Source organism: Kitasatospora sp. GAS204B (assembly GCF_029892155.1).
Taxonomy (GTDB): domain Bacteria; phylum Actinomycetota; class Actinomycetes; order Streptomycetales; family Streptomycetaceae; genus Kitasatospora.
In genome coordinates, this window is record NZ_JARZAG010000011.1 from 207,860 (window position 1) to 222,115 (window position 14,256).

Sequence of the window (14,256 nt, forward strand, 5' to 3'; positions counted from 1 at the left end):
GGGCGCGGGCCCGCCCGTCGCCGGCGGGCGCCGGGCGGGCCGCCGGCGGGCTGGCGGCGGCACCGGCCACGTCCGCGCGGGCAGCCGGTGCCGTTCGAAAGGCCTCGTGGTGACCGAACGGACGGTGTCGGCACGGCTGGCGGGAGGTGCGCCAGGACCTTATTCCGAACCCTGCCGGAGCACGAGAATTCCAGTGCGGAATCGAGGAGGCCGGACGGACGGGGAGCGGCCTCCCGTAGGAGCCATTCACCCTGTGAGGACGGAAATTGAGCAGAGTCATAGCGGTTGTCTCCGGTGGAGTCGACTCCGTAACGATGGCGTACAAACTGAAGGCCGAGGGACACCGGCTGCATCTGCTGGCCGTGGACTACGGACAACGTCACCGCAAGGAGCTGGAGTTCGCCCGACTGGCGGCGCGGCGGCTGGGAGCCCGCTACGAGGTGGCCGATCTCAGTGCCGCGCGGAACGTCTTCCGGGGCTCCTCGCTCACCGACTCCGCCGTTGACGTGCCGGCTGACACCGGTCCCTCGCAGGGCAGTTCGACCATCGTGCCGAACCGCAACGCGCTGCTGCTCGCCGCCGCCTTCGCGCTGGCGGTGGTGGAGCAGGCGCAGGCGGTCGCCTTCGGCGTGATGGCCGATGACGTCGGTCCGTCCGACACCTCACCGGAGTTCCTGCGCGCGTTCCTGGTGATGGAGCGGATCGCGACCCGTGGCCAGGCGCACCCGGACCTCGATCTGCTGGCCCCGCTGGTGGAGTTGCACAAGAGCGAGGTGATCGCGCTGGGGGACGGCCTCGGCGTGCCGTGGGAGGAGACCTGGACCTGCTTCCGCGGCGAGGAGATCCACTGCGGCAGGTGCGCCGCCTGCGCCGAACGGCGCGAGGCCTTCGTGGCGGCCGGGGTCAAGGACCCCACGGCGTACGCGCGGTAGCGCGCGGCGCGACCGATCCACCCAGGCTCCGAGTGCAGCAGTAACCCCCGAGAACGGATCGTGGCGTGACCATCTTCGACATGTTGGAATCCGAGGTACGAAGCTACAGCAGGGCCTGGCCGGTGGTGTTCGACCGAGCCGTGGGCAGCCGCATCCACGCGGAGGACGGCAGGCCCTACCTGGACTTCTTCGCGGGCGCCGGAGCCCTCAACTACGGCCACAACAACCCGGTGCTGAAGCGGGCGCTGCTCGACTACATCGCCGCCGACGGCGTCTCGCACGCCCTGGACATGTTCACCGTGGCCAGGCGCGACTTCCTGGCGGCGCTCCACGAGGTCGTCCTGCGGCCGCGCGATCTCGACTACCGGGTGGTCTTCCCCGGCCCCGGTGGCACCAACGCGGTGGAGGCCGCGCTGAAGCTGGCCCGCAAGGTGACCGGACGCCCGACGGTGGTCAGCTTCACCAACTCCTTCCACGGCATGACGCTGGGGGCGCTGGCGGTGAGCGGCAACGCGAAGAAGCGGGCCGCCGCCGGGGTCCCGCTCGGGCAGGCCGTGTCGATGCCGTACGACCGCTACGCCGAGGAGGCCGGGGACGAGGCCGGGACGGGACTGACGTACCTGCGGCGGATGCTCGAGGATCCCGGGAGCGGACTGGACCGGCCCGCCGCGGTGATCGTCGAGACGGTCCAGGGCGAGGGCGGTCTGACGGCCGCCCGTGCCGAATGGCTGTGCGAGCTGGCCGAGTTGTGCCGGCGGTGCGGCGTCCTGCTGATCGTGGACGACGTCCAGATGGGCTGCGGCCGCACCGGAGGGTTCTTCAGCTTCGAGGACGCGGGGATCGTGCCGGACATGGTCTGCCTGTCGAAGTCCATCGGCGGGTACGGGCTGCCGTTGGCCCTCACCCTGATCCGCCCGGAGCTGGACGTCTGGCAGCCCGGCGAGCACAACGGGACCTTCCGCGGCGTCAGTGTGGCCTTCGTCACCGGCGCGACGGCGCTGCGCACGTACTGGAGTGACGAGGAGTTCGAGAAGGCGATCAGGTCCAAGGGCGAGCGCATCGCGTCCGCGCTGGCGGAGGTCATCCGGTCCCATCCGGCGGCGGGCCTGCGCCTCAAGGGGCGCGGGCTCGCCGTGGGCCTCGACTTCGGCGCTCTGGGCGCGGCCGGCGGGGAGCTGGCCGGCCAGGTGTGCGCCACCGCCTTCGAGAACGGTCTGCTCATGGAGACCTCCGGCGCGGGCGGGCAGGTGGTCAAGCTGCTGCCCCCGCTCACCGTCAGCGAGGACGAGATCGCCGAGGGCCTGGAGATTCTCGGCTCGTCCGTGCGCGCGGTGCTCGCGCCATGAGGCCGCCGCTGCCGGCGCCGTGACCACGGCACTGCTGTTCTGTCGACGGACCTGTCCGACGGGCCGCCCACGCGCGGGCCCGCCCGAACGGACCGGGCCCCGCAACTCCTGGAGTGCTGCGTGAAGAGTGTGATCCCCACGGTCCGCCTCGGCGACTGGCGGTCCGCCCCGGCCGACGCCTGGCGGAGTACCGCCGCCGAACTCGACCGGGCCCTGCGGGAGACCGGCATGTTCCTACTGGTCGACCACGGCGTGCCGCAGCGGTTGACGGACGAGCTCCGTGCCTGCGGACGGCGCTACTTCGCCCTGCCGCGCGAGGTCAAGGCGCGCTACGCCATCGAGGCCGCGTACGACAGCGGCTGGCTGGAGCTGCATCCCGGCGGCGGTGTCGGCGTGCCGCGTGCCGACGGATCGCCGGCCGGGCCGAGCGCGCCCGATCTCCACGAGTCCTTCTACATCAGCCCGACCCATCGCACCGGCGATCCCGCGCTGGACCGGCTCTACTACCCGGCCAACCGCTGGCCGGGGGAACTGCCAGAGCTGCGCCGTGCCGCGGACGCCTACACCGCTCACATGGTCCGGGTCGCGCAGGAGGTCAACGCCCTGCTGGCCACCGTCCTCGGTCTGCCGCAGGAGTTCTTCGCCTCGGTCGCCACCAGGTCGACCTGGACGCAGAACGTGAGCTGGTACCCCTCGCTGCGCTCGGTGGGCCGGTTGGAGAGCGGCCAGTTGCGCAACGGGCCGCACACCGATCTGGGCACCTTCACGCTGCTCAGCCGCCAGCTCGGGGTGGGCGGTCTGCAGGCCTGGAACGAAGCGGACGGCTGGTTCGCACCGCCGTACCGCCCGGACTCACTGATCGTCAATCTGGGCGAGCTGATGGAGCTGTGGACCGACGGTCGGTGGCGGGCGCTGAAGCACCGGGTGCTGGCGCCCAGTGCCAGCGCACCGGATGAGGAACTGCTCTCCCTGGTCTTCTTCTTCGAGACGGATCCGGAGACCTGGATCGAGCCGCTGGCGGCGCCGTTCGGCGGCGGCGCGGGCCGGCAGCCGGTCCGCGCCCGGCACTCGGTCCTGGAGAAGCTCGGCGTGGTGCCGGACACCGGCACCACCGCCCACGCCGGCACCAACTGACCCACCATCACCAGATCGAACGGAAAGGCATGTGAGCGACATGACGCTGCGGATCACCAAACGGTTCGAGTTCTCCGCCAGCCACCAGCTGGCCGGTCTTGCCGACGGGCACCAGTGTGCTCGCCTGCACGGTCACAACTACGTGGTGGAGCTGGAGTTGAGCGCCGACCTGACCGAACTCACGCCGACCGGGTTCGTCCGCGACTACGGGGATCTCGCCACCTTCAAGTCCTGGATCGACAGCACGCTCGATCACCGGCACCTCAACGACCTCGTGGACGGCAACCCCACCGCCGAGAACCTGGCCGTCTGGCTGTACGGGCGGTGGGCGAAGGAGTTCCCGGAGCTCAGCTCTGTGCGGATCTCCGAAACGCCCAAGACCTGGGCGGAGTACCGGCCCTGAGCCGCCGAGCGGGCGGGTGCGGCAGGTGATCGGTTCAGCTGACGACATGGCGAAGAAGGAGGTGGTGCCCTGTGGAAACCGAACTCGTCGTCAATGAGATCTTCGGCCCCACTTGAGACCGTTCAGGGAGAAGGCCGGTCACTCGGCCGCAGATGCGCGTTCCTGCGCCTCGGCGGTTGCAACCTCTCCTGTCGGTGGTGCGACACCCCCTACACGTGGGACTGGCAGGGGAGGAGCGACGCCGGTGTCAGGTACGACCCGAAGGTGGAACTGCACCGGCGCACCGTCGACTCGGTGGCCGAGGAGCTGCTGGCGTTCGGAGTCGACCTGGTGGTCGTCTCCGGGGGCGAGCCGCTCAACCAGCAGGCGCGGCTGCTGCCGCTGGTCCGCCTGCTGACCGCGCGGGGGATCGAGGTCGAGATCGAGACGAACGGGACGCGGACGCCGGATCCGCACCTGATCGAGACCGGGGTCCGCTTCAACGTGTCGCCCAAGCTCGCGCATTCGGGCGATCCGGTGCGGCAGCGGATCGTCCCCGGTGCGCTGCGGCGATTCGCCCGAACGCCGGGGACCACCTTCAAGTTCGTCTGCCGGGACACCGCCGACCTCGACGAGGTCGCCGGGCTGGTCGCGGAGATGGGGATCGACTCGGTCTGGATCATGCCCGAGGGGCAGGACCGGGACGCCATCGACAAGCACACGCGGGCTCTCGTCACCTCGGTGATCGACCGCGGCTGGAACATCACCACCAGGCTGCACACGCTGGTCTGGGGCCACAGGAGAGGTGTCTGAGTTGTCTGTGACGACACGAGTGGGCAAGCAGGCCCTGGCGTACGGGGAGCCCCCGCAGCAGGATCCGCTGGTCGACCTGGCGCGGCGGCTGCTCAAGGAGATCGGCGAGGACCCCGACCGGGACGGGCTCCGGGAGACGCCGGAGCGGTTCGCCCGGTGGTGGCGCGAGTTCATCGACTACGAGCCGGGAGCGATCGCGACCCTCTTCGAGACGACCACCACCAGCCAGTTGGTCATCGTCTCGGACATCAAGGTGTGGTCCCTGTGCGAGCACCACCTGCTGCCTTTCAACTGCTCCGTGACGATCGCCTACCGGCCCACCGAACGACTGCTGGGCCTGTCGAAGTTCGCGCGGGTGGCGCACCGGCACGCGCACCGGCTCCAGGTCCAGGAACGGCTGGTCGCGGACATCGCGCGGGACATCGCGGAGATCACCGGCGCGGCGGACGTGGCCGTCATCGCCAAGGGCGAGCACCTGTGCATGACCATGCGCGGGATCAAGGCCAGCGCCCTGATGACGTCCACGGCCTACCGCGGCGCGTTCGGCGAGGACAGCGTGCTGCGCGGCGAGCTGCTCGCCCTGCTCCGTCCCTGACCGCCGGCCCCGGGTCCGCCCCGGACCACTGCGGTCCGGGGCGGACCCGCGGGTCAGCCGGCCGGGTTAGAGGGTCCGCCAGCAGGGGGCCGGCGTCGCGACGCCCGGGCTGTCGCCTGGACGGCTTCTCCTCAGTCGCCGATGCTCCGCATGGACTCCCTCGTCGGCACCGCCCAGACTCGGCCCGGACGCCGCTCCTTCCTCCAGCCCCCTACTGGCGGACCCTCTTAGCCGCGTGCAGCAGGAACCAGTGCCGGGCGAGCCGGACGCCCTGCGGCGCGGAGGCCTGGGCGACGTAGCGATCGAAGTGCTGCTGGTCGCCCACCGGGTCGTAGTCCTCGAAGATGGGCACCAGCTGCAGGAACCGGTTCAGCTCGGCCGGCGAGTGGAAGTACTCGTCGTAGTGGAAGCTCTGCTCCCGCAGGATCGTGAAGCCCGCCTCGGCCAGCCGCCGCCGCTCCTCGTGCGCGACCGGCGTGCCCGCCCAGCGGCCGTAGAGCTGTCCCCGGCCGAAGACCTCCTTGAGCTCACGCACGTCGTGCTCGCCGATGCCGAGGTAGACCAGCGAGCCGCCGGGCTTGAGGACCCGCTGGAACTCCGGTCCGAAGAGCGGGCCGCGACGCGAGGTCACGACGTCGAAGGTCCGGTCGGCGAAGCCGGTCGCCGAGGCGTCCCGCAGTTCGAACGAGACCTGTCCCAGCCCGGACTCGGCCAGGTGGCGGCCGGCCGATTCGAGCATCTCCGGGGCCAGGTCGATGGCGTGGACGCGGCCGAAGGCCGGGGCGATCGCCAGCAGGTTGCGTCCGTCCGCGCAGCCGACGTCCAGCAGGTGCCCGGCCGGATCGCCGAGGCCGTGCACGATCTGGTCGAAGACCTCCTCCGGATCGCCGTCGGCGTAGACCACCGTGCGCTGGGCCCCGCTGGAATAGCCGCCGAACTTCTCGGCCACCTTCGAATAGAACTCCGAATTCATCATCAGATCTCTTTTCCGGAAGGCCAGTTGCTCCGATCGTGAGCCATCCTGCCGCTCCGGCCGTTCGGCCAGAAGGTCCCGCCGCCCGGACTTCGGCCCGGACCGGAACACACCGGCCGGACGCCTGCCCGGTCCGAACGGGCAGCACCGGGCCGGGAGTACGGTCCGCCGGCGACCGCCGGTCCGTCCGCTGGGACGTCGTCCGCACGCATCCGCATCAGAAGAGAGGCCGCCATGGGAGCAGCCACACCCGCGATCCTGCTGGTCGACCCCGTCCGCCAAGGCGTGCCGTTCAAGGCCGCCGCCCGCGATCTGGGGTTCGCCGTCGTCTCGCTCTACACGCACGACTACCTGGCCGCGCTGCCCGGCCACCAGGAGGGCGACGACCTCTCGCTGTACGCCGGTGAGCCCGAGGACGCCGCTCGGCAGCTGGCCGGCACCGGCTTCGACGTCCGCGCGGTGGTGCCCGCCCTGGAGGCGGGCGTGTACCTGGCCGACCTGATCGCGCAGCGGCTCGGGCTGCCGGGCAACGACCACGCGCTCGCCTGGGCCAGGCGCAACAAGGCGGCGATGCGGGCCCGGGCGGGCGAGGCGGGTGTCCGCGTCCCCGAGTTCCGACGGGTCCACGCGGCGGCGGAGATCGCCGCGGCCGCCCACCAGGTGGGCTTTCCCGTCATCGTGAAGCCGACCATGGGCGCGGGCTCGCAGGGCGTCACGGTGTTCTCGGACGCCGACGCGCTGCACGACGTCGAGCGGCTGGTCACCCACGACGTCTACCGCGAGCCGATCACCGAGTGGCTGGTGGAACGGTACATCCGGGGCCGCGAGTTCGCGGTCAACTTCTTCAGCGCCGACGGCCGGCACCGGCTGGTGGACATCTGGGAGTACCGCCGTCCCGACGACGGCGACTACGACTTCCCGCTCTGGGACATCGTGCAGATCGACGAGCGTCACCCGGACCGGGAACGGGTGGAGCGGTTCGTCCGGGAGGCCCTCGATGCCTACGGCATCCGGCGGGGCCCCAGCCACACCGAGGTGAAGTGCAACGAGGAGGGCGTCTTCCTGATCGAGGTCGGTGCCCGGTTGTCGGGCGGTCCCGCCGTGGAGATGTGGGCCCGGTACGGCGGCCTGCGCCCGTTCCACGACGCCATCGAGTGCTACCTGGGGCGGCGGCCGCGGCTGCTGGACCAACCGGTCGTGTTCCCGGGCGTGTTCGGCTCGGTGGTGATCCACAACGAGCAGGCGCCCGGCACGCTGGTGGCCGTGCACGGCCTGGACCGGCTGGACGACCTCCCGGGCATCGACAGCGTGCTGGTCGGCTACCAGCCCGGCGACCATGTTCCGCTGACCCGTGACAACGTCAGCATCCCGTTCAGCGCCTCCGTGCACGGCCAGGACGAGGCGGCCGTGCTCGCCACCCTGGCCGCCGTCCGCTCCCTGGTCCGGCTGGAGATCCGGCCCGACCCGGTCCCCGCCGATGCCTGAGACGGCCGCCACCGGCTCGATCGCCACCTACCGGGAGGTGCTGGCCGCCCCGGGGGCCCGGCGGTTGGCCGTGGCGAGCCTGGTGTCCAAGTTCCCGATCAGCATGTTCCCGGTGAGCGGCGTGCTCCTGCTGTCGCCCCGGTACTCCTATGCCGAGGCCGGGACGGCCGTCGGTGCGATGCTGCTCGCGAACGCCGTCAGCAGTCCGCTGCGCGGCCGGCTGGCGGCGACCGGGTCGGGTCGCGTGCTGCGCCGCTGCCTCGCCGGCTACCTGGTCGGACTGGCGGGGCTGGTGCTGGCCGCCGCGGGCCGCCTGCCGTTCGGGTGGGTGGTCCTGTCCGTGGTCACGATCGGTCTCTGCTTCCCGCCGGTCAGCATCCTGCTGCGGACGCACTGGACGTCGGTCGACCGGGCGCGCGGTCGCTCGTCGGCGAACGCGCTGGAGTCGGCGCTGATGGACGTCACGCTGATCACCGGGCCGGTGCTCGCCACCTGGCTGAGCACCTCGCTCTCCCCGCTGCTGCCGTTCGCGCTGATCGGGGTGCTGATGGCCGGCGCCGTGGTCCTGCTGCTCACCCTGCACCGCGAGCCGACCGAACGCCCCGGACCCCCGACCGGCCACTGGCGGGCACCGTTGCGCTCCCGCCCGCTGCGCGCGGTGTTCGGCGCCCAGTTCCTGTTCTGCGCGGCGCTGTCCGCCACCGAGGTGATGCTGCCCGTCTACGCGCAGCAGCAGCACGTCGCCTCGCACAGCGGGTGGTATCTGGCCGGCCTCTCGGTGGGCAGCATCGTGGGCGCCCTGGGCCTGGGCGCCCACGATGCCCTGGCCCGGACCGAACTGCCGGGACTCCTCGCCGTGTTCGTCGGTGGCTGCGTGCTGCTGGGCCTGGCGATGCAGGTGGCGCCGGCCGCCGTCCTGCTGGTCTGCCCGCTCACCGGCCTCGCGGTCGGCTCGACCTTCGCCCGCCTCTTCACCGCCATCGGCGCGCTGACCCCGCCCGGCTGCGACAGCGAGACCCAGGGCTGGGCCAACAGCATGACGACCGTCGGCTTCGCGGCCGGCGCCTCGGCGGGTGCCACCCTCGCCGGGGCGTACGGCGCGGGTGCCTTCCTGCTGCTCTCCCCGGTCGCGGGTGGGACGGCGGTGCTGTTCGCCCTCGGCGGGACGGCCGCCCTGGCTCAAGAAGGTGGAGCCGACTGACCGGGGCAGCGCTCAGCAGCCGAGCTCGGCCCGGGTCGGCGGGTCCGCACCGGGGCGGGTGCAGGTGACGGCGGCGGCCCGGGCCGCCAGGGCCAGCGCCTCGGCCACCTCGGGGGCGAGGCGGTCGGTACTCGTCGCGGCCCGCAGCGCCTCGCGCGCGGTCGGCGGCAACTGGAAGCCGGACCCCAGCCGTTCGGACCCCAGCGGTTCGGACCCCAGCGGTTCGGCACCCAACGGTTCGGACCCCAGCAACCCCGCCCCGAGCAGCCCACCCACCAGCCCGGCCATGAAGGCGTCCCCCGCGCCCACGGTGTCCACCACCTCGACCGGTGTGGGCGCCAGCTCGCAACTCCCGTGCCGCCAGAAGGCCAGCGCACCCGCGGCGCCCAGCGTGACCACCACCAGCGCGGGCCCGGTCCGCACCCACGCGGCGGCCACCGCCGCGGCGTCGCAGCCCGGGTAGAGCCAGTCGAGATCCTCCGCACTGGCCTTCACCACATCGCTGAGCGCGACGAGTTGCTCGACTCGCGGCCGCTCCTCGTCCGCCGTCCCCAGCAGCGCGGGCCGCAGGTTGGGGTCGTAGGAGACGGTGGCCCCCGGGCGGGCGGCCCGGACGGCGGCGAGCACCCGAGCCGCGCCGGGCGCCAGGGTCGCCGCGATCGAACCGGTGTGCAGGTGGGCGATCGGACCGGTGCGGGCCGGGTCGACGGCCTCCGGTGCCAGGCTCCAGTCGATGTCGAAGCGGTAGGTCGCCGCTCCGTCCGAGCCCAGGGTGGCGGTGGCGGTGGACGTCGCGGCGTCGACCACCGACCCGACGGTGAGCCGCACACCGCTCTGGCCGAGCCGTCGCCGCAGGTCCAGGCCGTACCGGTCGCTGCCGATCCGGGTGGCCAGGCAGACCGGCCGGCCGAGCCTGGCCAGCCCGAGGGCCACGTTCGCGGGGCTGCCCCCGGGTACGGCGCGTTGCCGGCCGTCCGGGGTCGCCAGGATGTCGGTCAGTGCCTCACCGATGACGAGGGCCGAAGACCCTGCGGCCGTCATGCGTCCTCCTTGCTGTGGTTCGGGCTTGCTGTGGTTCGGGTGCCCCGGGTCATGGGGTGATGACGATCTTTCGGCCCTTGCCCGCCTGGAACTGCTGGAGCGCGGTGGCGTAGTCGGCGAGCGGGAGCCGGTCGCTGATGAAGACCTGGGGGTCCAGGACACCGGTGGCGAAGAGCTCGGCCGCGCGCTCGTAGCTGTGCAGCACCGCCATCGAGCCGGTGATGGTGATCTCCTGGTTGTAGATCCGGTACGGCTCGATCGTCGCACGCGCGGCGTAGTCCGCGACGCCGAACTGCAGGTAGGTACCGCCCTTGCCGACCCGGCCGAGCGCGTCCTGGATGGCCAGCTCGTTGCCGGTCGCGTCGATCACCACGTCCCAACCACGCGGCCGGTCCAGCTCGTCGGCGGAGGTGACGGCGTTGGTGCAGCCCAGCAGGCGTGCGGCGGTGAGCCGTTCGCTGTTGATGTCGACGACGTCCACGCCGGCCGCGCCGGTGCGCTTGGCGAGCTCCAGCATCATCAGGCCCATCGTGCCGGAGCCGTAGATCAGCACGCTGCTGGCCAACCGGCTGCGCAGCACGTCGTAGCCGCGCACCGCGCAGGAGAGCGGTTCGATGAGGGCGGCGTCCTGGGTGCGGACGTGCTCGGGCAGCCGCACGCAGTTGGCGACCGGGGCGAGGGCGAACTCGGCGGCTGCGCCGGGCACGGTGACCCCGATCGCGGAGAAGTTCTCGCAGAGGTTGCCGCGCCCGATCCGGCAGTAGTGGCACTCGCGGCAGGGCAGCGAGGGGTCCACGGCGACCTGGTCACCGACCGAGAGTTCGCGCACCCCGGTGCCGACCGCGACCACCTCCCCGGCGAACTCGTGACCGGGGATGATCGGCAGCGTGGGCGCGAACTCGCCCTGGAGGATGTGCAGGTCGGTGCCGCACAGCCCGCAGGCCGCCACCTTGACCACCACCTCCCGGGGGCCGGGTGTCGGATCGTCGACGGTCTCGACGGCCACCACACCGGGCGAGCTGATGACGGCGGCCTTCACCGGACCGCTCCCCACAGGATCTGACTGGTCATTTGACTGCCCCAAGCGAGAGGCCCTGGACGAGCTTGTCCTGGGCGGCGAATCCGGCGACGAGCACCGGAACGGAGATGCAGACGGCGGCGGCGCACACCTTGGCCAGGAAGAGGCCCTGGCTGGTGACGAAGCCGGTGAGGAAGACGGGTGCGGTGCCGGCCACGACGCCGGTCAGCACCCGGGCGAACAGCAGCTCGTTCCAGCTGAAGATGAAGGAGATCAGCGCGGTGGCGGCGATCCCGGGCGCGGCGACGGGCGCCACGATCCGCCCCAGGGTGGTGAGCAGCCCCGCGCCGTCGATCGAGGCGGCTTCCAGGATCTCCTTGGGGACCTCGGCGAGGAAGGACCGCATCATCCACACCGCGATCGGCAGGTTCATCGAGGTGTAGAGGATGACCAGCAGCCAGATGTTGTCCAGCATCCCGGTGTTCTGCGCGATCAGGTAGATCGGCAGCAGGCCGGCCACGGCGGGCAGCATCTTGGTGGAGAGGAAGAAGAACATCACGTCGGTCCACTTGCGCACCGGCCTGATCGACAGCGCGTAGGCGGCGGGGATCGACAGCAGCAGCACCAGCAGGGTCGAGGCGACACTGGCCGTCAGGGAGTTGATCAGCGGCGGCCAGGGGCTGACCCCGCTGCCGGCGCCGAAGAACTCCCGGTAGCCCTGCAGCGTGAGGCCGGCCCCGACGCTCGGCGGGTTGGTGGCGGCGGCCGACTCGCTGTGCAGCGAGGTGAGCACCATCCAGGCGAACGGCAGGAAGAAGAGCACACCGCACAGCCAGGCCAGCAGGCCGAGCAGGGCGCCGTTGCGGCGGGCGGAGGCCTCGCGGCGACGCGCGGCGGGCAGGGTGGTGGCGGCGGTCGTCACAGTGACTCCTCCCGGAACAGCGACGAGACGGTCCTCAGCGCGAAGGTCGCGAGGAGGATGGTGCAGATGACCACCAGGACGCCCTCGGCGGACGCCTGGCCGTAGTCGTGGCCCTGATAGAACGTCTGGTAGACGGTGTAGGGCAGGTTGGCGGTGCCGAGCCCGCCGGAGGTCAGCGTGAAGACGGCGTCGAAGTTCTGCACCACGTAGATGCTGCCGAGCAGGGCGGCGAGCTCCAGGTAGCGGCGCAGGTGCGGGAAGGTGAGGTAGCGGAACACCTGCCAGGTGCTCGCCCCGTCCACCCGGGCCGCCTCGACGACGTCCAGCGGCCGGCTCTGCAGCCCGGCGAGCAGGATCAGCATCATGAACGGCGTCCACTGCCAGATCAGCGAGATCTCGACGGCGATCAGCGGAGTGTTGGAGAGCCAGTCCGGCTGCGGCGCGTGCGAGCTGCCGAACAGGCTCCAGAGCCAGGTCAGCGAGCCGTTCAGCAGACCGTAGGAGGCGTTGTAGATGGCGTGCTTCCAGAGCAGCGCGGAGGCCGCCGGCACCACCAGGAAGGGCGTGATCAGCATCGTGCGCACGACGCCGCGGCCCAGGAAACGGCGGTCGAGCAGCAGCGCCAGCACCAGCCCCAGCAGCAGGCTCACCAGCACCACGGCGACGGTCAGCAGCACCGTGGTGACGATGGACGAGCGCAGCGCCGGATCGTCGAACGCCGCGGCGTAGTTGGACAGGCCGCCGAACCCGCGGTTGCCCGGGTCCAGCGCGTTCCAGCGCATGAACGAGATCACCAGGGTCCCCACGAAGGGAAGTTGGGTGACCACGATCATGAATATCAGCGCCGGCAGCAGCGGCGCCCGGAGCGACCAGGCGCCGCGCGGCCGGCCCGCCGCCGGCCGCGCGCTCTGTCCGGCGGACGGCGACACCCTGCTGCGGCGTCCGGTGATCGAGGTAGTGCTCACTTGCGTTTCTCCGCTTCGCACGGGCCCCTTGCCGCGGGTGGGCGGGGCGGGGCCGGGATGCTGTCGGGTGGGTTCGCGGGGGGTGTCAGTGCCCCGCGTACTTGGCGCCGACCTTGGCAGCGAGCGCCTGACTGTTCTTCAGCGCCTGGTCCACGCTGATCTGGCCCGCTATCGCGTCGCTGATCTGCTGCGAGACCTGGGTGCCCAGATCGGTGAACTCCGGGATGCCGACGAACTGGATGCCCGGCGCGGGCCTGGGCTGGACGCCCGGGTTCTGCGGGTCGACGCTGGTCAACGCGGTCTTGGTGGCCTGCGCGAACGCCGAGGCGGCGGCCACGTAGTCGGGGTTGCTGTAGGTCGAGGCGCGCTTGCCGGCCGGGACCCGGGACCAGCCGAGGCTCTTGCCGACCAGCTGCTCGTACCCCTGGCTGGAGGCCCAGGAGATGAACTTCCAGGCGTCGTCCTTGTGCGTGCTGGCCTTCTGCACGCCCCAGGCCCAGGTGTAGAGCCAGCCCGAGGCCTTGGTCTGGTCGGCCGGCGCGGGCGCGTACCCGATCTTCCCGGCGACCGGCGAGTCCGAGGCCTCCAGCGAGCCGGCCGCCGAGGTCGCGTCGTACCACATGGCGACCTTGCCCTGCTCGAGGTCGTTGAGGCACTCGGTGAACCCGGCCTGCGGCGCGCCCGCCTCACCGTGCGCCCGCAGCAGGTTGACGTAGAAGTTCGTCGCGCTGGTGAAGCCCGGACCGGTCAGCTGGGCCTGCCAGTTCTGGTCGAACCAGGTGCCGCCCATGGTGTTGGCCACGGTGGTCAGTGGCGCCATCAGCTCGCCCCAACCCGGCTGCCCGCGCAGGCAGATGCCCTTCATGCTCGGCTGCGCCCCGTCGGCCTTGGCCGCGAGGTCGGCGACCTGCTCCCAGGTCGGGTTGGCCGGCATGGTCAGTCCCTTGGCCGCGAAGACGTCCTTGCGGTACATCAGGAACGACGACTCGCCGTAGAACGGCTCGGCGTAGAGCTGGCCGTTGTACGTCAGGGACTGCTGGATGGTGGGCAGGATGTCGCTCTGCTGGAACGAGGTGTCACTGGCGGAGTTCCCGCTGAGCGAGGCCAGCCAGCCGTTCTTCGCGTAGAACGGGACCTCGTAGTTGCTGATGGTCGCGATGTCGTACTGGCCGGACTGGCTGGAGAAGTCCTGGGTGAACTTGTCCCGGGCGTCGTTCTCCGGCAGTACGGTGAAGTTGACCTTGATGCCGGTGGTCTTGGTGAAGTTGTCCGCGGTCAGCTTCTGCAGGTCCTCCATCTGCGGGTTGTTCACCATCAGCACGTTGATGGAGTGCGCCTGCGAGCTGCCGCCGGCGCCGCCGGCACCGCTGCAGGCCGCGAGCATGGCGCCGCAGAGGACCATCGCGCCCAGCGGCACGGTCCTGCGCAGAACGGACTGTCTGATCGTCA

14 protein-coding genes are annotated in these 14,256 nt (G+C 71.4%); 8 read left to right on the plus strand and 6 right to left on the minus strand.

Features of this window, described 5'->3' with window-relative positions; translation table 11 throughout:
* Window positions 1-266 precede the first annotated feature (266 nt).
* The 6 genes from P3T41_RS17625 to folE all read left to right on the plus strand — a co-directional run bounded on the left by P3T41_RS17625 (window position 267) and on the right by folE (window position 5,202).
* Window positions 267-932, plus strand: coding sequence for a 7-cyano-7-deazaguanine synthase (locus tag P3T41_RS17625; RefSeq protein WP_280690821.1), 666 nt, complete (start codon window positions 267-269; stop codon window positions 930-932).
* A 65-nt stretch (window positions 933-997) separates the two neighbouring features.
* A complete protein-coding gene (gene ectB, locus P3T41_RS17630; RefSeq protein WP_280690822.1) occupies window positions 998-2,278 on the plus strand; it encodes a diaminobutyrate--2-oxoglutarate transaminase in 1,281 nt (426 codons plus the stop codon).
* A gap of 120 nt (window positions 2,279-2,398) precedes the next feature.
* A complete protein-coding gene (locus P3T41_RS17635; RefSeq protein ID WP_280690823.1) occupies window positions 2,399-3,412 on the plus strand; it encodes a 2-oxoglutarate and iron-dependent oxygenase domain-containing protein in 1,014 nt (337 codons plus the stop codon).
* A 40-nt stretch (window positions 3,413-3,452) separates the two neighbouring features.
* Entirely contained in the window at window positions 3,453-3,815 is a 363-nt protein-coding gene (locus tag P3T41_RS17640; RefSeq protein ID WP_280690878.1) for a 6-carboxytetrahydropterin synthase, read from the plus strand.
* A 93-nt stretch (window positions 3,816-3,908) separates the two neighbouring features.
* Complete coding sequence (locus P3T41_RS17645) at window positions 3,909-4,607, plus strand: 7-carboxy-7-deazaguanine synthase QueE (protein WP_280690824.1); 699 nt, start codon at window positions 3,909-3,911, stop codon at window positions 4,605-4,607.
* Between the two features lie 7 nt (window positions 4,608-4,614).
* Complete coding sequence (folE, locus tag P3T41_RS17650; RefSeq protein WP_280690825.1) at window positions 4,615-5,202, plus strand: GTP cyclohydrolase I; 588 nt, start codon at window positions 4,615-4,617, stop codon at window positions 5,200-5,202.
* Window positions 5,203-5,413: 211 nt separating this feature from the next.
* Here folE and P3T41_RS17655 read toward each other — a convergent pair whose 3' ends face one another.
* Entirely contained in the window at window positions 5,414-6,178 is a 765-nt protein-coding gene (locus tag P3T41_RS17655) for a class I SAM-dependent methyltransferase (RefSeq protein WP_280690826.1), read from the minus strand.
* Window positions 6,179-6,409: 231 nt separating this feature from the next.
* Between P3T41_RS17655 and P3T41_RS17660 the strand changes: the two genes are divergently transcribed.
* Complete coding sequence (locus P3T41_RS17660) at window positions 6,410-7,660, plus strand: ATP-grasp domain-containing protein (RefSeq protein ID WP_280690827.1); 1,251 nt, start codon at window positions 6,410-6,412, stop codon at window positions 7,658-7,660.
* On the plus strand, window positions 7,653-8,861 hold the full coding sequence (locus P3T41_RS17665) for an MFS transporter (RefSeq protein ID WP_280690828.1): 1,209 nt from the start codon (window positions 7,653-7,655) through the stop codon (window positions 8,859-8,861). The genes P3T41_RS17660 and P3T41_RS17665 overlap by 8 nt, the downstream gene beginning before the upstream one ends.
* Window positions 8,862-8,873: 12 nt before the next feature.
* Here the strand turns inward: P3T41_RS17665 and P3T41_RS17670 are convergent, their stop codons facing one another.
* From P3T41_RS17670 to P3T41_RS17690, 5 genes are all read right to left on the minus strand, one after another.
* Window positions 8,874-9,902, minus strand: coding sequence for a PfkB family carbohydrate kinase (locus P3T41_RS17670; protein ID WP_280690829.1), 1,029 nt, complete (start codon window positions 9,900-9,902; stop codon window positions 8,874-8,876).
* 49 nt (window positions 9,903-9,951) lie between these two features.
* The gene (locus P3T41_RS17675; protein ID WP_280690830.1) at window positions 9,952-10,941 is read right to left on the minus strand and encodes a zinc-dependent alcohol dehydrogenase family protein; all 990 of its coding nucleotides are present in this window, start codon (window positions 10,939-10,941) and stop codon (window positions 9,952-9,954) included.
* A 28-nt stretch (window positions 10,942-10,969) separates the two neighbouring features.
* Complete coding sequence (locus P3T41_RS17680; protein WP_280690879.1) at window positions 10,970-11,821, minus strand: carbohydrate ABC transporter permease; 852 nt, start codon at window positions 11,819-11,821, stop codon at window positions 10,970-10,972.
* 17 nt (window positions 11,822-11,838) lie between these two features.
* On the minus strand, window positions 11,839-12,675 hold the full coding sequence (locus P3T41_RS17685) for a sugar ABC transporter permease (protein WP_280690880.1): 837 nt from the start codon (window positions 12,673-12,675) through the stop codon (window positions 11,839-11,841).
* Between the two features lie 217 nt (window positions 12,676-12,892).
* Window positions 12,893-14,209 carry a sugar ABC transporter substrate-binding protein gene (locus P3T41_RS17690; protein ID WP_280690881.1) on the minus strand — a complete coding sequence of 439 codons (1,317 nt, stop codon included), beginning with the start codon at window positions 14,207-14,209 and terminating at the stop codon, window positions 12,893-12,895.
* Between the last annotated feature and the right edge of the window lie 47 nt (window positions 14,210-14,256).